This window comes from Streptacidiphilus cavernicola (assembly GCF_042510955.1).
In the GTDB taxonomy this organism is placed as follows: domain Bacteria; phylum Actinomycetota; class Actinomycetes; order Streptomycetales; family Streptomycetaceae; genus Streptacidiphilus; species Streptacidiphilus cavernicola.
This window is the reverse complement of sequence record NZ_JBHFAB010000002.1, coordinates 292,949-318,033: the sequence shown is the minus strand read 5'-3', so window position 1 is coordinate 318,033 and position 25,085 is coordinate 292,949. Positions and strand designations below refer to the sequence as shown.

At 74.2% G+C, this 25,085-nt stretch carries 21 protein-coding genes; 11 read left to right on the top strand and 10 right to left on the bottom strand.

Annotated elements, in window-relative coordinates; all coding sequences use genetic code 11:
* Positions 1 to 10 precede the first annotated feature (10 nt).
* On the top strand, positions 11 to 1,909 hold the full coding sequence (locus tag ACEZDE_RS03640; RefSeq protein WP_380531956.1) for a discoidin domain-containing protein: 1,899 nt from the start codon (positions 11 to 13) through the stop codon (positions 1,907 to 1,909).
* A gap of 70 nt (positions 1,910 to 1,979) precedes the next feature.
* Here the strand turns inward: ACEZDE_RS03640 and ACEZDE_RS03635 are convergent, their stop codons facing one another.
* A complete protein-coding gene (locus ACEZDE_RS03635; protein ID WP_380531954.1) occupies positions 1,980 to 2,720 on the bottom strand; it encodes a DUF899 domain-containing protein in 741 nt (246 codons plus the stop codon).
* Positions 2,721 to 2,967: 247 nt separating this feature from the next.
* Here ACEZDE_RS03635 and ACEZDE_RS03630 point away from each other — a divergent pair, with 247 nt between their 5' ends.
* The 5 genes from ACEZDE_RS03630 (at position 2,968) to ACEZDE_RS03610 (ending at position 12,125) form a co-directional block, all read left to right on the top strand.
* Entirely contained in the window at positions 2,968 to 3,855 is an 888-nt protein-coding gene (locus ACEZDE_RS03630) for an alkaline phosphatase family protein (protein WP_380531951.1), read from the top strand.
* 13 nt (positions 3,856 to 3,868) lie between these two features.
* A complete protein-coding gene (locus ACEZDE_RS03625) occupies positions 3,869 to 5,050 on the top strand; it encodes an EfeM/EfeO family lipoprotein (RefSeq protein ID WP_380531948.1) in 1,182 nt (393 codons plus the stop codon).
* On the top strand, positions 5,047 to 6,363 hold the full coding sequence (efeB, locus tag ACEZDE_RS03620; RefSeq protein ID WP_380531945.1) for an iron uptake transporter deferrochelatase/peroxidase subunit: 1,317 nt from the start codon (positions 5,047 to 5,049) through the stop codon (positions 6,361 to 6,363). The genes ACEZDE_RS03625 and efeB overlap by 4 nt, the downstream gene beginning before the upstream one ends.
* 66 nt (positions 6,364 to 6,429) lie before the next feature.
* A complete protein-coding gene (locus ACEZDE_RS03615) occupies positions 6,430 to 9,363 on the top strand; it encodes an ATP-dependent helicase C-terminal domain-containing protein (protein ID WP_380531942.1) in 2,934 nt (977 codons plus the stop codon).
* A gap of 113 nt (positions 9,364 to 9,476) precedes the next feature.
* Positions 9,477 to 12,125: a transglycosylase domain-containing protein gene (locus ACEZDE_RS03610; protein WP_380531940.1), complete on the top strand. Its 2,649-nt coding sequence runs from the start codon at positions 9,477 to 9,479 to the stop codon at positions 12,123 to 12,125.
* Between the two features lie 31 nt (positions 12,126 to 12,156).
* On the opposite strand, the gene ACEZDE_RS03605 is transcribed toward ACEZDE_RS03610, so the two are convergent.
* On the bottom strand, positions 12,157 to 13,173 hold the full coding sequence (locus tag ACEZDE_RS03605) for a ketopantoate reductase family protein (protein WP_380531938.1): 1,017 nt from the start codon (positions 13,171 to 13,173) through the stop codon (positions 12,157 to 12,159).
* Between the two features lie 246 nt (positions 13,174 to 13,419).
* Here ACEZDE_RS03605 and ACEZDE_RS03600 point away from each other — a divergent pair, with 246 nt between their 5' ends.
* The 3 genes from ACEZDE_RS03600 to ACEZDE_RS03590 all read left to right on the top strand — a co-directional run bounded on the left by ACEZDE_RS03600 (position 13,420) and on the right by ACEZDE_RS03590 (position 16,143).
* Entirely contained in the window at positions 13,420 to 14,571 is a 1,152-nt protein-coding gene (locus tag ACEZDE_RS03600) for a hypothetical protein (RefSeq protein ID WP_380531935.1), read from the top strand.
* A 47-nt stretch (positions 14,572 to 14,618) separates the two neighbouring features.
* Positions 14,619 to 15,467 carry a DUF4397 domain-containing protein gene (locus ACEZDE_RS03595; RefSeq protein ID WP_380531933.1) on the top strand — a complete coding sequence of 283 codons (849 nt, stop codon included), beginning with the start codon at positions 14,619 to 14,621 and terminating at the stop codon, positions 15,465 to 15,467.
* Positions 15,468 to 15,528: 61 nt separating this feature from the next.
* On the top strand, positions 15,529 to 16,143 hold the full coding sequence (locus ACEZDE_RS03590) for a class F sortase (RefSeq protein ID WP_380531931.1): 615 nt from the start codon (positions 15,529 to 15,531) through the stop codon (positions 16,141 to 16,143).
* Between the two features lie 89 nt (positions 16,144 to 16,232).
* Here the strand turns inward: ACEZDE_RS03590 and ACEZDE_RS03585 are convergent, their stop codons facing one another.
* The 6 genes from ACEZDE_RS03585 to ACEZDE_RS03560 all read right to left on the bottom strand — a co-directional run bounded on the left by ACEZDE_RS03585 (position 16,233) and on the right by ACEZDE_RS03560 (position 23,291).
* Positions 16,233 to 17,180, bottom strand: coding sequence for a DUF2382 domain-containing protein (locus ACEZDE_RS03585; RefSeq protein WP_380531928.1), 948 nt, complete (start codon positions 17,178 to 17,180; stop codon positions 16,233 to 16,235).
* A 214-nt stretch (positions 17,181 to 17,394) separates the two neighbouring features.
* Positions 17,395 to 18,570: an FUSC family protein gene (locus ACEZDE_RS03580; protein WP_380532350.1), complete on the bottom strand. Its 1,176-nt coding sequence runs from the start codon at positions 18,568 to 18,570 to the stop codon at positions 17,395 to 17,397.
* A gap of 229 nt (positions 18,571 to 18,799) precedes the next feature.
* Positions 18,800 to 19,696, bottom strand: a complete 897-nt coding sequence (locus ACEZDE_RS03575) for a hypothetical protein (RefSeq protein ID WP_380531926.1) — start codon at positions 19,694 to 19,696, stop codon at positions 18,800 to 18,802.
* Entirely contained in the window at positions 19,693 to 20,685 is a 993-nt protein-coding gene (locus ACEZDE_RS03570; protein WP_380531925.1) for an SPFH domain-containing protein, read from the bottom strand. Before ACEZDE_RS03570 ends, ACEZDE_RS03575 begins: the two co-directional genes overlap by 4 nt.
* A 72-nt stretch (positions 20,686 to 20,757) precedes the next feature.
* A complete protein-coding gene (locus tag ACEZDE_RS03565; RefSeq protein WP_380531922.1) occupies positions 20,758 to 22,356 on the bottom strand; it encodes an ABC transporter permease in 1,599 nt (532 codons plus the stop codon).
* Positions 22,353 to 23,291 carry an ABC transporter ATP-binding protein gene (locus tag ACEZDE_RS03560; protein WP_380531919.1) on the bottom strand — a complete coding sequence of 313 codons (939 nt, stop codon included), beginning with the start codon at positions 23,289 to 23,291 and terminating at the stop codon, positions 22,353 to 22,355. The genes ACEZDE_RS03565 and ACEZDE_RS03560 overlap by 4 nt, the downstream gene beginning before the upstream one ends.
* A 73-nt stretch (positions 23,292 to 23,364) precedes the next feature.
* Here ACEZDE_RS03560 and ACEZDE_RS03555 point away from each other — a divergent pair, with 73 nt between their 5' ends.
* Both ACEZDE_RS03555 and ACEZDE_RS03550 read left to right on the top strand, forming a co-directional pair.
* Positions 23,365 to 23,841 carry a GbsR/MarR family transcriptional regulator gene (locus tag ACEZDE_RS03555; protein ID WP_380531918.1) on the top strand — a complete coding sequence of 159 codons (477 nt, stop codon included), beginning with the start codon at positions 23,365 to 23,367 and terminating at the stop codon, positions 23,839 to 23,841.
* A gap of 68 nt (positions 23,842 to 23,909) precedes the next feature.
* Entirely contained in the window at positions 23,910 to 24,224 is a 315-nt protein-coding gene (locus ACEZDE_RS03550; RefSeq protein ID WP_380531915.1) for a hypothetical protein, read from the top strand.
* A 4-nt stretch (positions 24,225 to 24,228) separates the two neighbouring features.
* Here the strand turns inward: ACEZDE_RS03550 and ACEZDE_RS03545 are convergent, their stop codons facing one another.
* Together ACEZDE_RS03545 and ACEZDE_RS03540 are read right to left on the bottom strand one after the other, a co-directional pair.
* Positions 24,229 to 24,570 (bottom strand): hypothetical protein, encoded by a 342-nt coding sequence (locus ACEZDE_RS03545; RefSeq protein WP_380531913.1) that lies wholly within the window; start codon positions 24,568 to 24,570, stop codon positions 24,229 to 24,231.
* Between the two features lie 112 nt (positions 24,571 to 24,682).
* Entirely contained in the window at positions 24,683 to 25,057 is a 375-nt protein-coding gene (locus tag ACEZDE_RS03540) for a YbjQ family protein (RefSeq protein ID WP_380531911.1), read from the bottom strand.
* Between the last annotated feature and the right edge of the window lie 28 nt (positions 25,058 to 25,085).

The window sequence follows — 25,085 nt, the reverse complement described above, 5'->3', positions numbered from 1 at the left end:
CCGCGCCACGATGACCAGCAGAACCAGCAGGAAACGAACGCTGCTCCCCACCCTGCTCGCCGGTGCCCTCGCCGCCGGCGGGCTGATCCTGGCCGGCCCGACCGGCACCGCCCACGCCGCGGGCGAGCAGGTCGGCGTCACCCTCACCACCACCTCGGGTTCGAGCGGACGCACCGTCACCCGCGGTCTGCAGCAGCAGGCACCGGTCACCTTCAGCGCCGGGACCGGCAGCGCCGGCCAGGTCGTCAACGTCAACCAGAACACCAGGTACCAGCAGTTCACCGGCGCCGGTGCGTCCTTCACCGACACTGCCGCCTATCTGCTGAACAGCAGCGGCGCGCTCAGCGCGGCCACGCGCAACACCGTGATGAACAACCTGTTCAGCCCGACCACCGGCATCGGCCTGGACTTCCTGCGGAACCCGATGGGCGCCTCCGACCTGGCCCGCGGCAACTACACCTACGACGACATGCCGGCCGGCCAGACCGACCCCACGCTGGCCCACTTCTCCATCGCCCACGACCTCACCGACGTGCTGCCGCTGACCAAGCAGGCGCAAGCGCTGAACCCCAGCCTCAAGGTGATGGCCACCCCGTGGACCGCGCCGCCGTGGATGAAGGACAGCGGCGCCTACAGCCAGGGCTGGCTGCAGGCGCAGTACTACGCCGCCTACGCCCAGTACTTCGTCAAGTACGTGCAGGCGTACCGGGCCCAGGGCGTGCCGATCGACTACGTGTCCGTGCAGAACGAGCCGACCTGCTGCTCCGGCTACCCGTCGATGCAGTGGAACGGCACCGGCCTGGACTACTTCACCGGTACCGACCTGCTCCCCGCCTTCCACGCGGCCGGACTGAGCACCAAGGTGCTCGCCCTGGACTGGAACTGGGACTCCTACGCCTCCTACGGGGCGCCCACCGTGAACGACGCGGCGGTCCGCAACGACCCGCTGTTCGGCGGGATCGCCTGGCACGGCTACGAGGGCGACGTCGGCGAGCAGACCACGATCCACAACCAGTACCCCTCGGTGCCCGCCTTCGACACCGAGCACTCCGGCGGCACCTGGATCGCCAACCAGCAGCAGGAGGACATGGACAACATCATCGACTACACCCGCAACTGGGGTCAGTCGGTGGTCAAGTGGTCGCTCGCGGTGGACCAGAACATGGGCCCGCACAACGGCGGCTGCGGCACCTGCACCGGGCTGGTCACGGTCCACAACGGCGACAGCCGCAGCGGGCAGGTCGACTACACCGTCGAGTACTACGACATGGGCCAGCTCACCAAGTTCGTGAAGCCCGGCGCCTACCGGATCGACTCCACCGCCAACTCGGCCGTCCCCAACGTCGCCTGGCTCAACCCGGACGGCTCGAAGGCGCTGGTGGCCTACAACGGGTCGGGATCGACCCAGCCGCTGACCGTCAACTGGAACGGCGAGACCTTCACCTACAGCCTCCCCGCCCAGACCACGGCCACCTTCACCTGGAACACCGGCACGGGCGGCGCCGAGACCGTGCTCCCGCGCACCGGTTGGACCGTGTCGGCGTCGTCCTCCAGCACGGCCGACGTGCCGTCGAACGCGATCGACGGCAACGCGGCGACGCGCTGGTCGACGGGCGCGGCGCAGACCCCGGGGCAGTGGCTCCAGTTGGACCTGGGCAGTGCGAAGACCTTCAACCAACTGGCGCTGGACACGGGTTCAGCCAGCACCGGCGACTATCCGCGCGGCTACACGGTGCAGTCCTCCAATGACGGTTCGACCTGGGGTCCGGCGCTGGCGACCGGCGCCGGGTCGGGGCAGCTGACCACGATCTCGTTCCCCTCCACCACGGCGCGGTATCTGAGAGTCACTCAGACCGGCAGCTCCGGAAGCTGGTTCAGCGTCGCCGAAGCCAACCTCTACACCGCCTGACGGACGCACGGCCTCCCACCCGAACCCCGTACGGGTGGGAGGCCGTCGCCGTCACGTCGTTCCGTTCACCTCACTGAGCGAAGTTCGGCATGGCCGGGCGCGTCAGGTCCGCTCGGCCCCTGGGCTCCTCCCACTCCTCCTGGCGGCCGAGCGCGGTCATGTCCAGGAAGGCGTACGCGCCGCCGAGCTGCTCGGTACCGCGGGCGAAGGTCGAGTAGGTGTGGAACACCGTCCCGCCGTCGCGCAGGAAGCAGCTGTAGCCGGGCATCTCCATCGGCTCCTCCAGCAGCCAGCCCTGTCCGGCCTGCTCCAACGCGCCGCCGTCGCGGTAGTTGTACTCGACCGGCGCCACCGCGGCGTCCATCGAGACATGGAAGTCGAAGTTGAAGTCGCTGTCGGACGAGGAGTACCAGGGGTACGGCCAGCCCCGGCGCTCGCGGTAGGGCTCGATCTTCGCCAGCGGGGCGCGGGAAACCAGGACGAACGCGGTGTCGCGGACCGCCAGGTGGGCCACCAGCCCCGGGGACATCTCCTCCAGGCCGGCCGAGCAGCTCTGGCAGGCCTCGTCCCAGGACGGGTCGAACATCACGTGCTGGAGGATCAGTTGGCGGTGGCCGCCGAACAGGGCGTCCAGGCCGGCCTCGCCGTCCGGGCCCTCGAAGCGGTAGTCCTTCTCCACCGCGACCATCGGCAGCCGCCGCCGGTCGGCGTTGAGCGCGTCGCGGGCCCGGGTCGCCTCCTTCTCCCTGGCCAGCAGTTCCCTGCGCGCCACGAGCCACTCCTCGTGGGACACGACCTGCGGTAGAGCCATCACGACCTCCGATCCGAGGGGCCGCGGTCGGCTCCCTCCAGGTGGTGACGAACCGGGGGAGCGGAACTCATCGGTCGTTCACCGGCCCTTTCGCGGTCGCGTCGGGGCTGCGACACTCGCATGACATGAGCAGTTCACCAACCTCGGGTGGAACGGTGGTTCGTACGTCATCCAGCGCTCCTAGGCTGCTGCTCCGTAGCCGCGGGCTGCCATGTCCTGACCCACCCCGTCCCAGTGGAGTTCTCCCATGCGTTCGAGGTCCCGCACACTCTGGTCCCTGGCCACCGCCGCAACCGTCGCCGCCGCCTTCGGCGTGGTCGCGGTGGCCCAGCCGCACGGCACCCCGGTGGCGGCCAAGCCCGTCGCCAGCTCGGTGCCCACCCCGGCCCACGTCGTGGTGGTGATGGAGGAGAACCACTCCTACTCCGACATCATCGGCAACAGCGGCGCCCCGTACTTCAACTCGCTCGCCTCCCAGGGCGCGCTGCTCACCTCCTCGTACGGGGTCACCCACCCCAGCGAGCCGAACTACATGGCGCTGTTCGCCGGGAGCACCTTCGGCCTGAGCGCCGACACCTGCCCGGTCAACAAGGGCAACGTCGCCAACCTCGGCTCCGAGCTGCTGGCCGCGGGCAAGACCTTCAAGGGCTACTCCGAGGGCCTGCCCTCCACCGGCTCCACCACCTGCTCGTCCGGCAAGTACGCGCGCAAGCACTCGCCGTGGATCAACTTCAGCAACGTGCCCGCCGCGGACTCGCTGCCGTTCACCTCGTTCCCCACCAGCGCCTCCGGCTACGCGAGCCTGCCGACGCTGTCGTTCGTGATCCCCAACCTCAACGACGACATGCACGACGGCACCATCGCCGCCGCCGACACCTGGCTGAACAGCAAGATGTCCGCCTACGCGACCTGGGCCAAGGCCAACAACAGCCTGCTGATCGTCACCTGGGACGAGGACGACTACACCGAGAGCAACCAGATCCCCACCATCGTCGTCGGCCAGTCGGTCAAGACCGGCCACTACGACGAGACCGTCAACCACTACAACCTGCTGGCCACTCTGGAGCAGATGTACGGTCTGGCGGCCGTCGGCTCCAGCGCCACCGCGCCCGCGATCACCGACATCTGGAACTGAGCAACCCGCCACCATGACCGACCCGTCCCCGCGCGCCCGGCGGCTGCCGTTCCGGATCCTGGCAGCCGCCGCCGTGTGCGCCGCCGCGCTCGCCCTGCTCGGCGGCGCCGTCCCGGCCTCCGCCGGGCCCGTGGTCACCGTCGGCGAGGGCGACTGCGGCTCCGGCTGGACCCCGGCCGCGGCCGGACCGCAGTCGTTCCAGCTCAGCGACACCGCCCGGGACCCGGCCGAGGTCTACCTGGTCTCGGCGGACGGCGGCGAGGTCTACGCCGAGGTGCTCTCGCTGCTGCCCGGCGTGCCGCGGACCCTGGCCACCGCGCTGGGGCCCGGCCGCTACGCGCTGCGCTGCGTCTTCACCGACGGGACGGTGCGGACCTCCCCGGTGCGCGGCCTCACCGGGGCCGTCGCCGACCCGGTCCGCGGCATCCCGCCGCTGCCGGACCTGGACCTGGCCGGACCGGTGAACGCCTACCGCCGCTACGTCGACGCCGCGCTGCCCGGCCTGCTCGCCGCCGGCCGGGTGCTGGACGCGGACGTCCGGGCGGGCGACCTGACCCGGGCCCGCGCCGACTGGCTCACCGCGCACCTGGACTACGAGCGCCTGGGCGCCGCCTACAACAGCTTCGGCGACTTCGACGCCGCGATCGACGGAACGGCGGACGGCCTGCCGCTGGGCACCGCGGACCCGTCCTGGACCGGCTTCCACCGGATCGAGTACGGCCTGTGGCACGGTCAGTCCGCGTCGGTGCTAAGGGTACTGACGCACCGTCTGGTCGGCTCGGTGCAGGGCATGATCGCGGACTTCCCCAGCGCCGACATCGACCCGGGCGACCTGCCGCTGCGTAGCCACGAGATCCTGGAGAACGCGCTGCAGTTCCAGCTCACCGGTAGCTCCGACTACGGCAGCGGCACCGCGCTGGCGACGCTCCGGGCCAACGTCCAGGGGACCGTGGCAGTGCTGGCCACGCTGACCGGGCTGATCGCCCCGCGCGATCCGGGCCTGACCGGCCGGCTCGACTCCGGCCTCACCGCACTGGACCGCGACCTCGACGCCGACCGCACCCCGGCCGGGGCCTGGATCCCGCCCGCCGCACTTACGCTGACGCAGCGTCAGCGGCTCGACAGTGACCTGGGCGGGCTGCTGGAACAGCTCTCCACCGTCCCCGACCTGCTCCAGGGAAGGCCGAACGCATGACCGCCGACGCCGCCGCCGACGCCGCTGCCGCCGAACTGACCGGCCCCGGGCCGGGCGCTGACCCTGGACCCGGCCCGAGGCCTGGCCTGGGCCGCCGTACCTTCCTGCGCGGGGCGGCGCTCGGCACCGTGACGGGGGCGGGCGTCGGCGTGCTGGCCGGGGCGGAGAACGCCGACGCGGACTCCGGCCGGGCCCCGGGCGCGGACCGGCGGATCCCCTTCGAGGGCCCGCACCAGGCCGGGATCACCACCGCGCCGCAGGCCGCGGCGACCTTCGCCGCCTTCAACGCCACCGCCGCCGACCGGGCCGGGCTTGAGCGGCTGTTCCGCACCCTCACCGACCGGATCCGCTTTCTGACCGCGGGCGGCACCCCGCCCGCCGTGGACGTGGCACAGGTCCCGGCCGACAGCGCCACCCTCGGCCCGGTCGTCCCGGCGGACGGGCTGACCGTGACGGTCGCGGTCGGCGCCTCGCTGTTCGACGCCCGCTACGGGCTGGCCGGGCGCAAACCGGCCCGGCTGAAGCCGATGCCGGTGTTCCCCAACGACGACCTGGCCGGCTCCACCGAACTGCACGGCGACCTCTGTCTGCAGATCTGCGCCGACTCCCGGGACACGGTGATGCACGCACTGCGCGACATCGCCAAGCACACCCGCGACGGCATGCAGCTGAGCTGGAAGGCCGACGGCTTCCACGCCGGACCGCGGCCCACCGGGGTCCAGCGCAACCAGCTCGGCTTCAAGGACGGCATCGCCAACCCGGACGTCCGCGACGCCGCCGTCACCGACGCCCTGCTCTGGACCGGCGGCGGGCAGCACGGCGAACCGGCCTGGACCGACGGCGGCAGCTACCAGGTGGTGCGGATCATCCGGATGCTGGTCGAGTTCTGGGACCGGGTCTCGCTGCACGAGCAGGAGACCATGATCGGCCGCCGCCGCGACAGCGGAGCCCCGCTGGACGGCACCGCCGAGACCGACGTCCCCGACTACGCCGCGGACCCGCAGGGCATCGCGGTCCCGCTGACCGCGCACATCCGGCTCGCCAACCCGCGGGACAGGGCGACCAGGGCGCAGCAGATCCTGCGCCGCGGCTACAACTACGACCGGGGCGTCGACAGCAACGGCAACCTCGACGTCGGCCTGCTGTTCTGCAGCTACCAGCAGGACGTCGTCCGTCAGTTCGAGGCAGTCCAGGCCCGCTTGGCGGACGAGCCGCTGGTCGACTACATCCGCCCCACCGGCGGCGGCTACTTCTTCGCCCTCCCCGGCGTCCCCGACCCGACCGACCACCTCGGCTCGGGCCTGCTGGCCTGACGCGACTTGGTCTGGCCGGACCTGGCCCGATCTGACCTCGGCGGCCGGATCGGGGAGACTGCTCGGGTGAACCCTGCCTGGCTCGACCTCCCCGTCCGTGCGGCCGTGCCCGCGTTGCTGCGGGCGCTCGACGCCCGGGGGACCGCGGTGCTCGCCGCGCCGCCCGGGACCGGCAAGACCACGCTGGTGCCGCTGGCGCTGGCCGGGCTGGTCGACGCGCTGCCGGGGCCGCTGCGGCGGGTGCTGGTCGCCGAGCCGCGCCGGCTCGCGGTGCGGGCGGCGGCCCGGCGGATGTCCTGGCTGCTGGACGAGGCCCCCGGCGGGCGGGTCGGGCACACCATCCGCGGCGAGCGGCGGGTCGGGCCCGGCACCGTGGTCGAGGTGGTCACCACCGGCGTGCTGCTGCAACGGCTGCAGCGCGATCCGGAACTGCCGGGGGTGGACACCGTCGTCCTGGACGAGTGCCATGAACGCCACCTGGACGCCGACACCGCGCTGGCCTTCCTGCTCGACGTCCGGGCGACGCTGCGCCCCGAACTGCGGCTGGTCTGCGCCTCGGCCACCTCGGACACCGCCGCGTGGGCCGCGCTGCTCGGCGGCCAGGACGGGCCCGCCCCGGTGGTGGAGGCGCACGGGGTCTCCTATCCGGTGGAGACCGTCTGGGCGCCGCCGCCGCGCCCGGTCCGTCCGCCGCAGGGGCTCCGCACCGACCCGGCGCTGCTGGACCACGTGGCCGCGACGGTCCGCCGCGCGCTCCGCGAGCGGGACGGCGATGTGCTGTGCTTCCTGCCCGGCGCGGGGGAGTTGGCCCGGGTGGCCGGGCTGCTCGGCGGCCTCGGCGGTCACAGCGGTCACGGCGACGGCGGCGACGGTGGCCCGGTGGAGGTGCTGCAACTGCACGGCCGGGCGCCGGCCGAGGTGCAGGACGCCGCGCTCGCGGCGGGCCGGGGCGGTCGCCGGGTGGTGCTGGCGACCGCGGTGGCCGAGTCCTCACTGACCGTGCCGGGGGTGCGGGTGGTGGTCGACTGCGGGCTGGCCCGCGAGCCGCGCACCGACCACGCCCGCGGACTGTCCAGCCTGGTGACGGTGCGGGCCTCGCTGGCGACCGGCCGCCAGCGGGCGGGCAGGGCCGGACGCGAGGCCCCGGGGACGGTGTACCGCTGCTGGTCCGAGGCCGAGGAGGCGATGGCGCAGCGGCTGCCGACCCCGGAGATCGCCCTGGCCGACCTCACCGCGTTCGCCTTGCAGGCGGCCTGTTGGGGCGACCCGCGGGCCCACGGCCTGGCCCTGCTGGACGCCCCGCCGACCGGCGCGATGGCCGCGGCGCGGGAGACGCTCACCGCGCTCGGCGCGGTCGACGCCGCGGGCCGGGTCACCGCCAGGGGCCGTCGCATCACCGCCACCGCGCTGCACCCCCGGCTGGCCCGCGCCCTCCTGGACGGCGCACCGCTGGTCGGCCCGACCCGGGCGGCCGAGTTGGTCGCCGTCCTCTCCGAGGAGCCCCCGCGCGCCCTGGGCGACGACCTGTCAGCGGTCTGGCGGATGGTCCGCCGCAGCCGCGACCCCTACGCCACCCGCTGGCACGAGGAGACCCGCAGGCTCGCCCGCCAACTGTCCCCGGAGCGGGGTGTCGGCAGAGCCGACAGCGATCCGCCGCGCCGCGCCGCGGGGGCGGTGGTCCCGGACCCCGCGCAGGGCGACCGTCCCGGGGCCGACCGTCCCGGAGCCGACGGTGGCGGTGCTGACCGTCCCGGAACCGACCGTCCCGGGGCCGACGGTGGCGGAGCCGACCGTCCCGGAGCCGACCGTGCCGGAGTCGACGGTGGCGGGGCCGACCGCCGCGGTGCCGACCGTCCCGGAACCGACCGTCCCGGAGCCGATGGCCGTGGAGCCGACGGCCGCGGAGCTGATCGTCCCGGACTCGGCCGAACGGCCGCTGCCGCGGCCGGGTCGCTTGGGTTGGCGGATGGGGCGGCGGCCGGGCTGGTGGCGGCGTTGGCGTTCCCGGAACGCGTCGCGCGGGCGCGGCGTCCGGTCACCGACCGGGCCACCGCCGGGGCCGACCCCCGTGCGGGCGCGGAGTTCCTGATGGCGTCGGGGACCGCCGCCGCGACCGCTCCCGGCTCGCCCCTGGCCGCGGCCCCGTGGCTGGCGGTGGCGGTCGCCGACCGGCCCGCCGGGTCGGCGTCGGCGCGGATCCAACTCGCCGCCGTCCTCGACGAGGAGACCGCGTTGCAGGCCGGGGCCGCGCTGCTGGCGGAGCGGGAGGAGGTCCGCTGGGCGGTGCCGCCCGGCGCCCGCCGGGGCGACGTCGCGGCGCGGCGGGTGCGCGCGCTGGGCGCGATCGAGCTGTCCGCGAAGCCGCTGACCGCCCCCGACCCGGCGCTGCTGCGGGCCGCGCTGCTGGAGGGGCTGGCCCGGGAGGGCGTCGGCGAGCTGCTGACCTGGTCGGAGCGGGCGGCGTCGTTGCGCCTGCGGCTGGCCTTCCTGCACCGGGTGCTCGGTGCGCCCTGGCCCGACGTCGAGGACGCGGCGCTGCTGGCCGCCGCCGACGACTGGTTGGAGCCGGAGCTGTCCCGGGCCCGCCGCCGCGCCGACCTGGCCCGGCTGGACACCGCGTCCGCGCTGGCCCGGCTGCTGCCCTGGGCCTCCGGCGCGGCCGGACGGCTGGACGAGCTCGCGCCGGAGCGGATCACCGTCCCCTCCGGCTCGCGGATCCGGGTCGACTACTCCGGCGACCGGCCGGTGCTCGCGGCGAAGCTGCAGGAGCTGTTCGGCTGGGCCGCGGCCCCGGCACTGGCCGGGGGCCGGGTCCCGCTGACGGTGCATCTGCTGTCCCCGGCCGGTCGCCCGGCCGCGGTGACCGCGGACCTGGCGTCGTTCTGGGGCGACGGCTACCGCGCGGTCCGCGCCGACCTGCGGGGGCGCTACCCGCGCCACCCCTGGCCGGAGGATCCGTCAGCCGCGGCCCCCACCCGCCGTCTCAACCCCCGCAGGTGACCGGCGCTGCCCGGTCCGGCCGGACCGAGGCGCGGACCACCGGGTCCGGTGGGGGCGCACGGGCGGGCTAACAGATCGTGTCGTCCGCGCACAGTCGGTGCGAAGGTGACGGTATGTCGGCAAAGCGCTCCGGTCGCGATCCCCAACCCAAACGCCAGCCCCCGGCCGAGTCTGCGGCCGAGCCCCCGGCCGAACCCCCGGCCCGGTCCGGGTCCGAGCCCCCGGCCAAGCCGGTCGCCGCGTCCGCGGCCGAGCGCTCAGCGCAGTCCGCGGCCGAACCGCTGGCCGAGTCGGTCGCCGCGTCCGACCGCTCAGCCCGGTCCGGGTCCGAGCCCCCGGCCAAGCCGGTCACCGCGTCCGCGGCCGACCGCTCAGCGCAGTCCGCGACCGACCGCTCAGCGCAGTCCGGGGCCGAACCCCCGGCCGAGCCGGTCGCCGCGTCCGCGGCCGAGCCGCCGGCCGAGCCCCCGGCCGATCCGCGGGCCCAGTCCGCGGCTGAGCCCCCGGCCGAGGCGTCAGCCGAGCCCGCTGCCCACCCTCACCCCCACGCCCGCGCCACCAGCTCCCACAAGGGCACCCTCGCGCTGCGCCTCCTCGGTGCCAGCGTCCTGGCCGGAGGCCTCGCCGCGGCGCTCGCGCTGCCGGTGGTGGCCGCGGTCGGGATGACCGGCAAAGCGGCCGTGACCGGGTTCGAGAGCATCCCCGATACCTTCACCGCCCCCGCCCTCTCCCAGGCGTCCACCGTCTACGACTCGGCCGGTGGCGTCATAGCGACCGTCTACTCGCGCGACCGCACCGTCGTGCCGCTGACGAAGATCGCCCCGGTGATGCAGCACGCGCTGATCGACATCGAGGACGCCCGCTTCTACGACCACGGCGCGATCGACCTGCGCGGCACGCTCCGCGCCCTCTCCGAGAACCTCGGCTCCGCCCAGGTCTCCCAGGGCGGGTCCACGCTGACCCAGCAGTACGTGAAGAACGTTTTTGTCGAGCAGGCCGGGGACGACCAGCAGGCCGTGCTGGAGGCGCAGCGGCAGACCGTCGGCCGCAAGATCGCGGAGATGAAGTACGCGATCAGGCTGGAGGAGACGCTCTCCAAGGACCAGATCCTGGCCGACTACCTCAACATCACCTTCTTCGGTGAGCAGGCCTACGGGATCGAGGCCGCCGCCGAACGCTACTTCAGCGTCCACGCCAGCGAACTGACGCTGACTCAGGCTGCCACGCTGGCAGGCCTGGTGCAGTCGCCGAGCCGCTACGACCCGGTGCTGAACCCGGACGAGGCCAAGGCCCGCCGGGACACCGTGCTGGATGCGATGGCCGCGAACAACTCGATCACCGCGGACCAGGCGACCGCCGCCAAGGCGCAGCCGCTGGGACTCGCGGTGAGCCGTCCGCAGCAGGGCTGCATCACCGCGCAGAAGGGGGAGGCGTTCTTCTGCGACTACGTGCAACACGTCTTCCTGAACAGCACGGCGTTCGGGGCCACCGCGGCGGAGCGCGAGCAGCTCTGGGACGCCGGCGGGCTGAAGATCCACACCACCCTGGACCCGATCGCCCAGACCGCCGCGCAGAAGGCGGTGACCAGCCACGTCTACGCCACCGACCGGGCCGCCGCGGCGGTGAGCCTGGTCCAGCCCGGCACCGGGAAGATCCTGGGCATGGCGCAGAGCCGCCCCTACGGCCCCGGCGACCACCAGACCGAGCTGAACTACAACGTGGACCGGCTGATGGGCGGCGGCAACGGCTTCCAGACCGGCTCGACCTTCAAGCCGGTCACCGCCGCCGCCGCGCTGGAGGCGGGGATCAGCATGTCCCAGTCCTTCCCCGCGCCCTACCAGGACGACTACCCGGCGATGCGGACCTGTGACGGCGCGGTGCTGCCGCAGGTCCCCGGCGACCAGAACGACAGCCCGAGCCTGGTCGGCCCGTTCACCATGCCCGACGCCATGGCCCAGTCGGTGAACACGTACTTCGTGCCGTTGGAGGCCAAGACCGGGCTGTGCAAGGTGGTGCAGATGGCCGGGAAGCTCGGCCTCGGCTCGCAGGCGCTGGTCGACAAGCCGGGCCACCTCAAGCCGATCGACCAGGTGCAGTCGCTGACCCTGGGCACCAACAACTTCACCCCGCTGCAGATGGCCGCGGTCTACGCGACCTTCGCCGCGCGCGGCCACTACTGCGCGCCGATCGCGCTGACCTCGGTCACCACCCCGGACCACCGCTCCATCCCGGTCCCGGCGGCGTCCTGCCGCCGGGTGATGACGGTGCACACTGCCGACTCGATCACCACCATGCTGCACGGCGTGGTGCAGGACGGCACCGGCGCCCCGGCCGGGCTGTCCGACCGCGACGACGCGGGAAAGACCGGCACCACCGACGGCCACCGGCAGGTCTGGTTCACCGGCTTCACCGCGCAGGTGTCGGCGGCGACCGTGGTCAGCGACACCCAGGCCCCGCTGGGCAGCCTCAGCTACCGCTCCTACGCGGGCCAGTCCATCGGCGAGGCCTTCGGCGGCACGCTGGCCGGACCGATCTGGAAGGAGGCCATGACCGGGGCGCTGCACGGCCAGCCGTCGCTCTCCCTGGCCAAGGTCACCCTGCCGACCCCGCCACCGCCGTCCAGCGACTCGGTCGCGGCCAAGCCCGCCGCCAAGCCCGCCGCCAAGCACGCCGCGGCCCCGGCGAGGCGTCCGGCCGCGAAGAAGAAGCCCGCCGCCCGGCCCCGGGCCGGACACCCGGCGCACCGCAAGGCGCACCACTGACCGGCCGTCAGCACCGTCGGCGGCGCGGCGGTCAGAGCGCGAGCAGCGCGGTCAGCTCCGCCGTCGGCAGGCTCCCCGGCGCCCGTCCCGCCCGCGCGTATGCGGTGGCCAGGCGTTGCAGTGCCTCGTTCACCGGGGCCGGGACGCCGTGCCGACGGGCGAGCAGCACGATCTCGCCGTTGAGGTAGTCGGCCTCGATCGAGCCGGTGCCCCGGGCCAGGCTCTGCCACGAGGAGCTGCCGCCCCGCTCCGCGCCGTCCAGCGGGACCGGATCCATCAGGTCGCCGCGCACGGCGAGCTGCTCGTCGACCGAGGCGAAGGGGATGCCGGCCGCGGTGAGCACCGCCGCGCCCTCGGCCCGCGCGCGCCGGTAGAGCTCGGCGGCGGTGTCCTGCTCGGCCGGATCGGCCAGCGCGTCGACGGCGTTGCCCAGGTTGCCGATGAGCTTGCCGTACTTCCAGCGCATCACGTCCCGGTGGACCGGCGCCCGGAAGTGGGCCTTCTCCAGGTCGGCGGAGATCGCCCGCACGGTCGGGTCGCCGCCGCTCGGGTCCGCGCCGGTCGGCGCGGGGTAGCGGCCGAGGTGCAGGAAGCCGCTCAGCGGTGCGCCGGGGACGGCGACCCTGCCTGGCTCCAGGTGGGTGGCGGGCATCCAGACCGACACCCCGTAGACCCGGCGGAACCGGCGCAGCGCCAGCCGCTCGTTCTCCACGCCGTTCTGCGCGCAGAGCAGCGGCAGCAGTTCGCCCGCGGTGCCGCCGCCGTCGACCGGGCGGCCGGACCAGTCGTCCAGCAGGGCGGCGGTGTGCTGGGCCTTGACCGCGAGCAGCAGTACGTCGTCGCGGTCCAGCCGCAGTTCGCCGGGCCCGCCGACGGCCGGGACGGCGAGCGTCCTGGTGCCCTCGGGGCTGCTGAAGCGCAGGCCGTCCGTGCGGAGCGCCGCGAGATGCGGCCCGCGGGCGACCAGCACCACGTCCTGCCCGCTCTCGTGCAGCCGCCCGCCGATGCCGCCGCCGATCGCCCCGGCTCCGATGATGATGTAGCGCATGCGGTGAGCCTGGCACGGCGCGGTGCCCCCGGCAACGAACGGCTTGACCGGGCACGGTCACCTACTGTCCGGTCGTTGATACGCAAGGCGATTTCTGTTGCCCTGGGTGTCCGCTTGTGCTGCTATCTAGCTTGCAATTAATCACATCGGGCACTTTCCTGTCCGGCTGCGAACCGGCGATGCGTGTGCGGCGACGTACACCACGACCTTCAGGTTCTGGCCGCCTCCTTCATTGATGAGCGCGCCATGCCCCAGAACCTCTTCGAGCCCCGTCGCCCTGTCACCCGCGACCGCGTTGCCGGGATCTCCGCCGGACCACCGCCGCCGACAGTCGATGTGACGGTCCCGCAGCCGCCGGGCGCACCCGAGCCGTCCTGGCTGCGGGTCTACTGGAACACGCTCCGCTCCTTCGTCCGGCGGCGGCTGGGCCTCGGCCCGATGACGCCGCGGACCGGACGGCGGGGCGGTTCCAGCGGTCGGGCGGCGCTGGTCGCACTGGCCGTCACCATCGTGCTCGGGCTGGTCGGCGCGGGCATCGTGCTCAGCGGCGGCACCGGCGGCGGCTCGGTCGCGGGTCGCACCGCGGCCGGATCGGGCCCGGCGCCCGGCGCGGGCACGGCGACCGCCGGGTCCGGCGCGGCCGACACCGCACCCAGCGGTGTGCCGTCCCCGGCGGTCAGGACCCAGGTCGCCCAGTGGGTCATCGCCGACGTCGGCCCCGGCCAACTGGTGGCCTGCGACGCGGCACTCTGCGCGACGCTTTCCTCGCTGGGCTTCCCGACCGCCTCGCTGGTCCCGGTCGACGACAGCGCACAGGCCCTGCAGGGCGCGGACGTGGCCCTGGTCACCGGCACCCTGCGGAACCGGCTCGGGGCCGGGCTGACCGCGCTGACGGCGACCCAGCCGCTGGCCGAGTTCGGCAGCGGGGCCCAGGCGGTCATCGTCCAGGCGGTGGCGCACATGGGCCGCGCGGCCTACGACCGGCAGCTCGCCGCCGACCTGACGGCGCGTCGGCAGGCCGGGAAGGCGCTGCTGGCGAACAGCCACCTGGTCTTCGCGCCCACCGCCCGGCTGGTGATCGGCCAGGGCCTGGTGGACCTGCGGGTCTGCGCCGTGCTCGCCGCCCTCAGCAGCGGTCACACGCTCACCGTCAGCTCGTTCGGGCCCGCCGTCCCCGGGGCCGGGCCCTCCGTCCCGCGCGGCGGGCTGGAGCTCGGCACCGTCGACCACCGGCCCGCGACCGGCGACAGTGCCGGTGCGCGGGCGGTGCGCACCCTCCTCGCCGCGCAGCAGCCGCCGTACCGGGCGCTGCGCACCGGCACCGCCCCGGCCGCCGACGGCGCCCCGGCCGGGCTGCTCCTGACCTATGCCCAGCCGGCCCCGATCGGCGTCCCGTAGTGACAACCCCGTTGTCCGACAAGAGAGTTGTGCATCCCATGCGCCCCATGACGCTACGCCTCCGCAGACCCGCGGCCGTTCTGCTCGCAGCGGCCCTCGGCTCCGCGGCCCTGGTCGCCCCGGCCGCCGCCGCGACGCCCGCCGCCTCCAACGCCTGGACCGGCGGCTGGCTCCGGCTGGCGCACTTCTCCCCGGGGACGCCCCCGGTGGACGTCTACCTCTACCCCTTCGGCGGTTCGCGCGCGGCGCTGGTGCTCAAGCACGTGGCCTACGGCGACGCCTCCCCGTACGAGTCGGTGGCCACCGGGCAGTACACCGTGGCGATGCGGCTGGCCGGGGCATCGTCCACGCAGCCGCCGGTGATCTCCTCGACCGTGGACGTGGTGCGGGGCAAGGCCTACACCGTGGCCGGGCTCGGGCCGACCAAGGCGCTGCAGTTGCAGACCCTCCCGGACCAGCTGTCCGCGCCCAGCGGCGAGGCCGGGGTCCGGGTGATCCAGGCGTCGCTGACCCAGCCGAGCGTCTCGGTGGACGTGGCCGGGCTGGACCAGAGCAGCCTGCGCTTCCCGACCTCGACCCCCTACCGCACGGTCCCGGCCGGCAGCACCACGGTGAAGGTCAGCACCGCCGCGGCCAGCACCAGCCGCACCGTCGAGCTGGCCGGGCGGAGCACCCACACCCTGGTGGTGCTCTCCTCCGCTGCCGCCGCTCCCCAGGTGATCGACCTGACCGACTCGGCCGGTCCTTCCACCCAGCCGCAGGGCGGGGTCGCGGCGGGCCTCGGCGGGGCAAGCAGCACCGGGTCCTCCCTGGCCGCGACCGCCGGCTGGGCCGCTGCCCTGCTGGCCGGCGCGGCCGTGGCCTTCCTCGCCGCCAGGCGCCTGCGGCGGCGTTGAGCCGCAGGTGGGACGTCATGCGAGGCCCCGAGCGGGGGGCCGAATCGCGCCGCGACCGCTGATGCTGGTGCTGGCGGGGACAGCATCAGCGGTCGTCGGCGCGGTCGGGCTCGGGGCCTCACTGGAGCACCGGGCCGGTCCTTCGTCGAACCTGGCGCCGCTCGCCGCCGCCGCGCCCGGAGCGGCGCTCGGGCCGATCGTGGCGCAGCCGAGCCCGCCGCCGGCCGGAACCGCGGCGCACCCGGTCGAGGTGTCCATCCCGGCCCTGAAGGTGCACGCCTCGACCGAGTCGCTCGGCCTGACCGCGACCGGCGCCCTCGACGTCCCGGCGAACCCGGACCAGGTCGGCTGGTTCGACGCGGGACCGGTCCCCGGACGGGCCGGACCGGCCGTGCTGGTGGGCCACGTCGACTCCTCCAGCGGCCCCGCGGTGTTCGCGGACCTGCGGCTGATCCGGATCGGCGACATCGTAGTGGTCACGCTGAGCGGCGGCGGGACGGTCCGGTTCCAGGTGACCTCGGTCGCGCACTACCCGAAGGACGCGTTCCCGACCGCCGCGGTCTACGGGGCGCGCCCGGACCCCGAACTGCGGCTGATCACCTGCGGCGGTGCGTTCACCGACCAGGAGTACCAGGACAACGTGGTGGTCTACGCCCGGCTCGCGCCCAGCGGCTGAGCATGGCGACAGGCACGGCGGTGGCCGACGCGTCGTGCGCCGGCCATCGCCGTGCCTGTCGAGTGCTGCGAGGAGTCGTGCCCTGGCCTCTACCTGAGGTTGCGGTCGTCCCGGTTCATCTTGTCCTTGAGGGTGTCCTTGATGCCGCCCTTGGTCTTGTCCCCGAGCGGCCGGGTCTCGCCTTCGAGGTCGATGTGCTCCGTGCGGAGCTCCTCCATGACGGTCACCTCCTCGGTGACCTCCTCCAGGTGGACGTGCACCCGCTCGACCGGGACGGTCTCCTTGGTGACGACGGTGCGCTCCTCGAAGAACGCCACGTCCTGCTCCAACTCGCCGATCCGGCCGTCGCCCATGGCGGCCCTGCGCTCGGCCTCCGGGATCATCTCCCGCTCGATCCTGACCTCCTGGTGGGTCAGCGGCACCACCTGCTGGACCTGCTCGGTGGTGACGTACTTGTGCAGCCGCGCGTGGCCCGACTCGACCCGCTCGGTGCCGACCCGCATCCGCTCCTCGTAGCGGGTCATGGTGTTCTCGTCGCGGTCGTGACGCAGCAGGTCCTCGTCACGGGTGTCGGCCTTGAGGCCGGGGGTCTTCACGGTGGCCGCGCCCGCGGCAGCGCCCAGACCGGCCGCGCCGGCGGCGGGGGCGGCGAGGCCGCCGGTGCCGAAGCCCGACGTGGTGGGGGCGGGGGCGGCCAGGCCGCCGGTGCCGAAGCCGGAGCCCGACTGGCCGAGACCGTAGTGCTGGTAGAGCGCGCGCTCCTCCTCGACCGACAGGTGGTGTCCGGTCTCCAGGTCGGGCGCGCTGTCGACCTGGGCCTTGTCGCAGGTCAGCCGGACATCGTCCTCGACGATGCTGGCGCCTTCGAGCGGTGCGAAGTGCTCCTTGCCGCCGAACAGGCCGCCCTTGACGGTGACCCACTGCGGCGCGCCGGTGCTGTCGTCCAGGTACACCTCCTCGGCCTGGCCGATCTTGTGGCCCTGCGCGTCGATCACCTTGTGGCCGATCACTTGAGTGGGGTCGATCACCGTAGCCATGGACTACCTCCAGAGATCTTGCTGGAAGAACGGGTGGCACCCGGGGTGGACGGACGGTGCGACACCGCAAAGCACCACATCTCGACCGTGCGCCGCCCCACAGCGGGCCGCAACCGGTGGGTCGGGACGGGACGGGGCAGGTGCCGGAACCCTTGTGCGGCAAGCGTTCGGCGGCTCCGCCCGGACAACCGCTGTTGTCATTGCTCCGGGGTCGTCACACTCTGACCCGGCGGCGTCCGAGCCGGGCCCGCTGCACGCGCTGGGAGGCGGAGGCGCGGTCCAGCTCCTCCAGCAGCCGCCGGGAGCGGTGCTCCAGGTCGAGTTCGTCCAGGATCCGGTCCAGCTCGGCCAGCAGTGAGCCGTGCAGCTGCCAGGCCTCGGGATGCCGCTGCACCTGAAGCAGCATCAGCCGCGCCACCCGGTCCCGTCCGGCCGCGGCGGCCGAGAGCTCCGCCGCCAGGCGGGCCTCCGCCTCGCCGCCGTCCGTGCTGGCCTGGGCCGTCACCAGCACGGCGAAGCTGACCAGGGCGGCGCCGATGTGCGTGAACAGCTCCTCCAGCACCACCGCCACCTCCTCGGGGAACAGCGGTTGGTCGTCCTCCCGGCGCTTGGCCAGGTCGGTCAGCGAGCGGGCCAGCACCCGCAGCACCACCACGCAGATCTCCAGCGTGTCCAGCCCGGTGCGCAGCACCACCCGGGACAGCGTGCCCCCGGCGATCCGCGGGTTCAGCCGGAGGCTGTCCTCGGCCTGCCGCAGCGAGGCGTCCACCTGGGCGATGTCCTGGTCCAGGCCCCGGGCCTGGTGCAGCCGGGTGGCGGCCCGTTCGACCGGGAGCGGGCCGCGCAGCTCCTCGGCCAGGTGCAACAGCAACTGCCGGGCCCGCCGGGCCAGGTCCTGGATCGACTCCCCGGCCGAGTCCACCCAGACCGGGGGCGCGAACACCAGGTTGAGCAGCAGCCCGACCCCGGCGCCGATCACCGTCTCCAGCACCCGGTCCCAGGCCTGGGAGGCCAGCCGGGTCACCCCGAGCACCAGCATGGCGCTGATCGCCACCTCGTTGACGAACTCGTCGACCCGGACGAACCGTCCGACCGTCAGCGCGGCCAGGATGATCAGCCCCAGGCTCCACCAGGTCAGCCCCATCACCGCGCTGAAGCCGATCGCGATCAGCACCCCGACCACCACCGAGTTCACCCGCCGGACGCCGGTGGTGAGGGTCGAGTAGAGGGTGACCTGGACCACCAGCAGCGCTGTCAGCGGGGCGGTCAGCGGCGCGGGTTCGCTGCTCAGCCGCTCCGCGATGGCGTAGGCGGCGGTGGCAGCGACGGTCGCCCGCACCGTCTGCACCACCACCGGATGCCGCCACCGGGCCCGCAGCCAGACCGACAGCCGGGCCGTGAGCCGGGCCGACGGCCGGTCCGAGCGCCGGTCCGACGGCCGGGCATCCGCACGGCTCGTGCGTGCCACTCGCCCTCCTCGCCAAGGGGTGCGCACCTGCACCGGATCGCCCGCCACCGGGGCAGCAGCACCGTAGCGTCCCGGCCGCCCGATCCGGCCGAACGCCACGGCGCACAGGGCCGAACGGGCCGGTCGCGGCCCGCCGCGGCGGTCGGCCGGTTCAGCTGAGCAGCCGGAGCCGGGTCGCGGCGACGCCGACGTGGACCACCTGACCCCAGGTCAGTTCCAGGGCGTCGGCCTCGATGCCGTCGCCGAAGGCGACCAGGCGGTCGGACTCGACGGTGAGCGAGAGCCGCTGGTCCCGGGCGAGCAGCCCCTGCACCTGCTCGGTGCCGGTGGTGGGGGAGGGCCAGGCCTCGCGCACGAACCAGGCCAGCTCGGGGCCGCCGGGGGCGGGCAGCTCCAACGCGCTGCGGCGCTCCAGCCAGGTGGAGCGGCACCAGCCGGTGGCGCCGGTGCCGGTGCCGACCAGCACCCCCGAGCTGGCCTGCCGCTCGGCCGCGTCGCCGGTCCGCAGCCGGTAGCGCGCGGTCTGGTGGCCCGGCTGGCCGAGGTAGATCTCGTTGAGGGCCAGCAGCCGCTGGGTGTCGTCGGCGACGGCCTCCACCATGGTCCGCTGGTCGAGCCGGGCCTCGACCCCGGTCCCGACCGCGGCCCTGAGCAGCTTCGCCGCGTCGGCGGCGCGGTGCCGGACCAGCACGCCGGGGTTGCGCCCCGGGTCGGCGTCGATGCCCAGCACGGTCTGCCCGGCCAGGTACTTGGCGGCGTTCGCGACCAGCCCGTCCTGGCCGACCACGACCACCACGTCGTCCGGCGCGAACAGGAACCGGGCCAGGTCCGCGCGCTCCACCCGGGCCTGCCGCCAGTCGGCCGGGACCGCGCCGGCCACCTCGGCCAGGGCGGTCTCGGCGAGCCGGTGCCCGCGTTCCACCTCGGCGATCTCCCTGCCCCTGGTCCGCAGGAAGAACTCGGCCTGTCCACGCGTGCTGTGACGGTCGATCAGCTCCTGGTACTCGGTCCGCCGGTGGACCAGGACGGCGCGCGGGGCCAGGCTCACCGGGCCAGCCTGCCCAGCAGGTCGGTGAGCAGGTCCGGGCTCAGCGTGAGGTGGTCCACCTGGGGCAGGTTACCGGCCAGCTCGATCAGCGCCAGGGCGTGCAGCACCGCCGGGTCCACCTGCTGGTGCGCGGCGAGCCGGTCGGCCTCGGCGGCGGCGGTGGCAGCGCCGATGGTCCGCACCGCCTCGGCCTCGGCGGTCGCCAGGGTGGTGCGCCGACCGGCCTCGGAGTCGGTGCGGACGACCGCTGCCGCGGCCTCCTCCTCGGCCAGGCGACGTGCGTTGGCGCCCTGCTGGGCGACCAACTGCTCCTCGCGCCGGGCGAGTTCGATCCGACTGTCCAACTCGTTCTCGGAGATGGCCCGCTCGTTCTCGACCGCGACCGCGCGGCGTTCGAAGGTGGCCCGGTCCGCCTCCTGCTGGATCCGCTCCCGGGCCGGGGTGCGCAGCGCCCGCTCCACCTCGGGCTCCGGCCGCAGCGCGACCACGCGCACCGAGATGACCGCGAGCCCGGTCTCGGTCAGCCGGGGCTCGCTGCCCAGCCCCTCCGCCATCCGGGCCCGCACCGCGGCGACGCCGTCCACCAGCGCGTCGGCCAGGGTGGTCCGGGCGAGCAGGTGCAGTGCGTGCTGCTGGGCGGTCTCGGTGAGCAGCGAGCCGATCTGCTCCAGCGGCGCGGCCCGCCACACCCCGGTGTCGGGGTCGATGCCGAAGTCGAGCCGGGTGGCCGCGGCGGCCGGGTCGGTGATCCGGAAGGTGACCGTGGCCTGCACGGTCACGTCCTGGAAGTCGACCGTGCGGCCGTGGAACAGCATGGACAGCTCCCGGTCGTCGACCGGCACTTCGGACAGCGCGGCGAGCAGCGGCCGGAACCAGAAGGCGAGTCCGGCGCCCTCGTGCGCCACCTCGCCGCGGCGCAGGTGGCGGATGTGCGAGGTGGGCGCGGCGCGGAGATGGCGCAGCCCGAAGCGCTTACTGATGTCAGCCATGGTGGAGGCCCCCTTTTCGTCATCTAGACGATATTGGCTCGACCTAGTTATCGTCAAGGTGACAAACCGGCGTTACCCGGCCAGGTCGCGGCGGCGCAGCCCGAGCAGCCCGGCCGTACCCAGCACCACGCTGACCAGGGTCAGCCAGAGCAGCGGACGGAGCGTCAGCACGCCGCCGGGCAGCCGGGGGACGTGGGTGAACGGGGTCAGGTCGAGCAGCCACTGACCGGCGTGCAGCGCCGGACCCAGGTAGCCGATCAGCAGCAGCGCGCCGAGGACGCCCCAGCCCGCGGCGGTCCGCCGCGGCGCCAGCCCGAACAGCGCCAGCGTCACCGCGGCGAACACCCACACCGCCGGGAGCTGCACCAGACCGGCGCCGACCAGCCGCCCGGTCCAGCCGCCGGTGTCGCCGAGGACGGCCCCGGCGCCGAGCCCCGCGCCGAGTCCGCCGGACAGCAGCAGCACCGCCGATCCGGCCAGCGGATACAGCAGGTGGCTGCCGGCCCAGCCGAGCCGGGTCACCGCGGTGGCGAGCACCGGCTCGGCCCTGCCCTCGGCCTCCTCGCCGCGCAGCCGCAGCACGGTCTGCACGGCGTAGACGGCGGCAGCCATGCCCAGCGTGCCCATGATGGTGGCGAGGTAGGAGTCGACCACCCCCTCGGCGCCGCCCATCCGCCGCAACAGCTGCTCGACCTGCTGGTTGCCGTCCACGAGCCGGGAGATGCCCCGGCTGATGCCGCCCAGCACCGCTCCGGAGACCAGGAACGCGGCGGCCCAGCCGAACAGGCTGCCCCGCTGCAGCCGCCAGCCCAGGGCGTACGCGCCGCGCAGCGACGGCGCCGCGGCGGCGGGCCCCGGGCGCTGCGGCAGCAGCCCGCCGCCGAGGTCGCGCCGTCCGGCCAGCGCGTACGCGGCGGCGGTCGGCACGGCGGCGGCGAGCAGCATCAGGCCGAGCAGCCACCAGGCGTCGCCGCCGTAGGAGTGGACCCGTTCCGCCCAGCCGAGCGGGGAGAGCCAGGCCGACCAGGCGGGTCCGCCGTCGCCCGCGGCGTCCCCGGTGGCGCGCAGCAGGTAGGCCGCGCCGAGCAGCGCGCCGCCGATGCCGTTGGCGGCCCGGGAGGTCCCGGTGAGCTGGGCGGCCAGCGCGGAGACCCCGGCGAAGACCAGGCCGACCCCGGCGTAGGCGAGGCCGAAGGCGACCGACCCGGCCAGGTCCTGGCCGAGCGCGGCCATCAGCACCGGCACCACGACCGCGACCGCCGCGCAGGCCGCCAGCGCGGTGCCGAGTGCGGCGGTGAGCGGCGCGGCCCGGCCGACGGCTCCGGCGCCGAGCAGTTCCAGTCGGCCCGACTCCTCCTCGGCCCGGGTGTGCCGGGTCACCAGCAGCACGCAGAGCAGGCCGATCATCACCCCGCCGAACGGCAGGACCCGCCAGGCCGTGAGCGCGCCCAGGCTGTGCGTGTCGTAGACCGGGCCGTACAGGGCCCGGAGCGAGGCGTTGTCGTTGATGCCCGCGGCGAGCCGGTCCCGGGAGGCCTGGTCGGGGTAGAGGGCGCGGATCGAGACGGCGGTGCTGGCGGCCGTGCCGATCAGGGCGTAGAGCCAGACCGGCAGCATCACCCGGTCCCGGCGCAGGGCGAGCCGCAGCAGCACACCGAGCCCGGCGGTCACGCCCGGCCCCGGGGGTCGGTGGCGGCGGCGGACGGGGCGCTGGCGGACGGGTCTGCGGGTTCGTAGTGCCGCAGGAACAGCTCCTCCAGGGTCGGTGGACGACTGGTCAGTGACCGCACTCCGGCCGCGGTGAGCGCGCGGAGCAGGCCGTCGAGGTGGTCGGCGTCGACCTGGCAGCTCAGCCGCCCGCCGTCCAGCCGCAGTTGGTGCAGACCCGGCAGTGCGTCCAATCCTGCTGGCGGGGCCGCGAGTTCGGCGCTGATCGAGGTCCGGGTGAGGTGCCGCAGCGCGGTCAGCGTCCCGGTCTCGACGGTGCGTCCGGCGCGGATGATGCTGACCCGGTCGCACAGTGCCTCGACCTCGGAGAGGAGATGGCTGGACAGCAGCACGGTCCGGCCGCGGTCCCGCTCCTGGAGCACGCAGCCGCGGAAGGCCTCCTCCATCAGCGGGTCAAGTCCGGAGGTGGGCTCGTCCAGGACCAGCAGCTCGGCGTCCGAGGCCAGCGCGGCGACCAGGGCGACCTTCTGCCGGTTCCCCTTGGAGTAGGCGCTGCCCTTCTTGGTCGGGTCGAGCTCGAAGCGCTCCAGCAGGTCGGCCCGGCGCCTCGGGTCGAGGCCGCCGCGCAGCCTGCCGAGCAGGTCGATCACCTCGCCGCCGCTGAGGTTGCGCCACAGCGTGACGTCCCCGGGGACGTAGGCGAGCCGCCGGTGCAGGGCGACCGAGTCGCGCCAGGGGTCGCCGTCCAGCAGCCGGGCGCTGCCGGAGTCGGCCCGGATCAGCCCGAGCAGGATCCGGATGGTGGTGGACTTGCCCGCGCCGTTGGGTCCGAGGAACCCGTGCACCTCGCCCCGGGCGACGCTGAGGTCCAGCCCGTCGAGGGCGCGGGTCCGGCCGAAGGTCTTCACCAGGCCGGACACGGAGATCGCTGTGGTCATGGCTCGACGCTACGCTTGTTTTACAATTTTGTGAATGTTATGAATCCTCTAATGGGCGGGTAGCCTCGGGCGCATGGAGACTGATCAGCTGCGGGACTTCATCGAGCGCTTCGCGGGCGTGCTCTGCGACAGCGGCATCCCGCGGATGCCCTCCCGGGTCTTCGTGGCGCTGCTGGCCACCGACTCCGGTCGGCTGACCTCGACCGAGCTGGCCGAACTGCTGGACATCAGCCCGGCCGCGGTCTCCGGCGCGGTCCGCTACCTGACCCAGGTCTCCCTGGTCACCAGGGAGCGCGACCCCGGTTCGCGGCGGGACCGCTACCGGGTGCTCGACGACGTCTGGCACGAGGCGCTGCTGCGCCGGGACCAGATGCTGGTGCGCTGGGAGTCCGGCCTCGCCGAGGGCGTCGCACTGCTCGGCGCCGACTCCCCGGCCGGCGCCCGGCTGAACGGGTCGCTCACCTTCTTCGCCTTCGTCCGGCGCGAACTCCCGACGCTGCTGGAGCGCTGGTACGAGGAGCGGGCGGCCTCCGCGGACCGTCCGCGCTGACCGTTGGGAACCGCTGTTAAGGCTGTGAACTGGGGTTTCAGTTCGCGTTCCGGGGCTAGAGAACAGGCATGAGCAAATTCGTGCTGACGATCCCGGGCACCTTCAAGCGCCCGCTGGCGGACGACGCCAGGGCCCGGCTGGTGGCGGCCCTGCAAGGGGTCGACCCCGACCAGGTCGGCGCCGTCCCGGCGGACCTGGACCTGGTCAGCGTCGACCCGGACAGCGGGCGGTTCGTGCTGCACCTGGAAGTCCAGGCCGACGACCGCACCGCCGCCCAGGCCGAAGCGGTGTCGGTGGCCCGGAGGGCGCTGGCAGCAGCCGGATACGGCGACCAGGACGCCCCGACCGGCGCCCCCGCAGTCACCGCCATCGACGTCGGCTAGGCGCTCAGGGCCGATCCAGTGCCGCGAGGAGTTCGGGGTCGGTGGTCTCGGTCCAGGGGGTGCGGACGGTGCGGCGGGTGAGTACGGCGATGCGGTAGCCGTCCGGCTGGGGCTGCTCCAGTCGGACCAGGAGCAGTTCGCGGTCGGTGCCGTAGTCCTCGACCGCGCCGACCTGGCCGTCGATCACGGCTCGCACCGCGTACTCGGGGGTGCCGCCGGAGAGCAGCGCGGTGAGCCGCTCGGTCTCGTCGAGCAGTCGGGCGATCTCCGGTCCCGCCTCCGGCAACTCCCCGGCGGCCAGCCGCGCCCGCAGCCGGGCGGTCAGCACCTGCACATCGTCAGCCACGTGCACATCTTGGCGCAGACCCGCCGACCGGCGCAGCGTCTCCGGCCGAGTACCGGGCTCAGTGCCGGGCCGCTGGCCGGACGCGATGCCGCCCGCTGGGGCCGACGCGCTGTCAGCTCCCGCCGGTGACCGGGGTGATGACGGCGGCTGTGCCGTAGGCGCAGATCTCGGCGCCGTTGCCCGCCTCGCTCACGTCGAAGCGCATCGCCAGCACCGCGTTGCCGCCGCGGCTGCGGGCCTGCTCGATCAGCCGGTCCATCGCCTCGTTCCGGCTCTGCACGAGTGTTTTGGTGAGGCCGCGCAGCTCGCCGCCGGCCAGCGACTTGAGGCCCGCGCCGAGCTGGGTGCCGATGTTCCGGGAGCGGACGGTCAGCCCGAACACCTCGCCGATCACCCGCTCGACCCGGTGGCCCGGCACGTCGTTGGTGGTGACCACCAGGACGTCGGGAGTGTGCTGGCCGCCGCCGTACTCTTCGATGTTCGCCATGGAATGCATGCTCGCACGGAACCTGTGC

What these genes read in the sequence shown, in the direction of transcription:
- ACEZDE_RS03640 (WP_380531956.1), top strand. Translation starts at nt 11, where the DNA reads ATGACCAGCAGAACCAGCAGGAAACGAACGCTGCTCCCCACCCTGCTC.
- ACEZDE_RS03635 (WP_380531954.1), bottom strand. Translation starts at nt 2,720, where the DNA reads ATGGCTCTACCGCAGGTCGTGTCCCACGAGGAGTGGCTCGTGGCGCGC.
- ACEZDE_RS03630 (WP_380531951.1), top strand. Translation starts at nt 2,968, where the DNA reads ATGCGTTCGAGGTCCCGCACACTCTGGTCCCTGGCCACCGCCGCAACC.
- ACEZDE_RS03625 (WP_380531948.1), top strand. Translation starts at nt 3,869, where the DNA reads ATGACCGACCCGTCCCCGCGCGCCCGGCGGCTGCCGTTCCGGATCCTG.
- efeB (WP_380531945.1), top strand. Translation starts at nt 5,047, where the DNA reads ATGACCGCCGACGCCGCCGCCGACGCCGCTGCCGCCGAACTGACCGGC.
- ACEZDE_RS03610 (WP_380531940.1), top strand. Translation starts at nt 9,477, where the DNA reads ATGTCGGCAAAGCGCTCCGGTCGCGATCCCCAACCCAAACGCCAGCCC.
- ACEZDE_RS03605 (WP_380531938.1), bottom strand. Translation starts at nt 13,173, where the DNA reads ATGCGCTACATCATCATCGGAGCCGGGGCGATCGGCGGCGGCATCGGC.
- ACEZDE_RS03600 (WP_380531935.1), top strand. Translation starts at nt 13,420, where the DNA reads ATGCCCCAGAACCTCTTCGAGCCCCGTCGCCCTGTCACCCGCGACCGC.
- ACEZDE_RS03595 (WP_380531933.1), top strand. Translation starts at nt 14,619, where the DNA reads ATGACGCTACGCCTCCGCAGACCCGCGGCCGTTCTGCTCGCAGCGGCC.
- ACEZDE_RS03590 (WP_380531931.1), top strand. Translation starts at nt 15,529, where the DNA reads ATGCTGGTGCTGGCGGGGACAGCATCAGCGGTCGTCGGCGCGGTCGGG.
- ACEZDE_RS03585 (WP_380531928.1), bottom strand. Translation starts at nt 17,180, where the DNA reads ATGGCTACGGTGATCGACCCCACTCAAGTGATCGGCCACAAGGTGATC.
- ACEZDE_RS03570 (WP_380531925.1), bottom strand. Translation starts at nt 20,685, where the DNA reads ATGGCTGACATCAGTAAGCGCTTCGGGCTGCGCCATCTCCGCGCCGCG.
- ACEZDE_RS03560 (WP_380531919.1), bottom strand. Translation starts at nt 23,291, where the DNA reads ATGACCACAGCGATCTCCGTGTCCGGCCTGGTGAAGACCTTCGGCCGG.
- ACEZDE_RS03555 (WP_380531918.1), top strand. Translation starts at nt 23,365, where the DNA reads ATGGAGACTGATCAGCTGCGGGACTTCATCGAGCGCTTCGCGGGCGTG.
- ACEZDE_RS03550 (WP_380531915.1), top strand. Translation starts at nt 23,910, where the DNA reads ATGAGCAAATTCGTGCTGACGATCCCGGGCACCTTCAAGCGCCCGCTG.
- ACEZDE_RS03540 (WP_380531911.1), bottom strand. Translation starts at nt 25,057, where the DNA reads ATGGCGAACATCGAAGAGTACGGCGGCGGCCAGCACACTCCCGACGTC.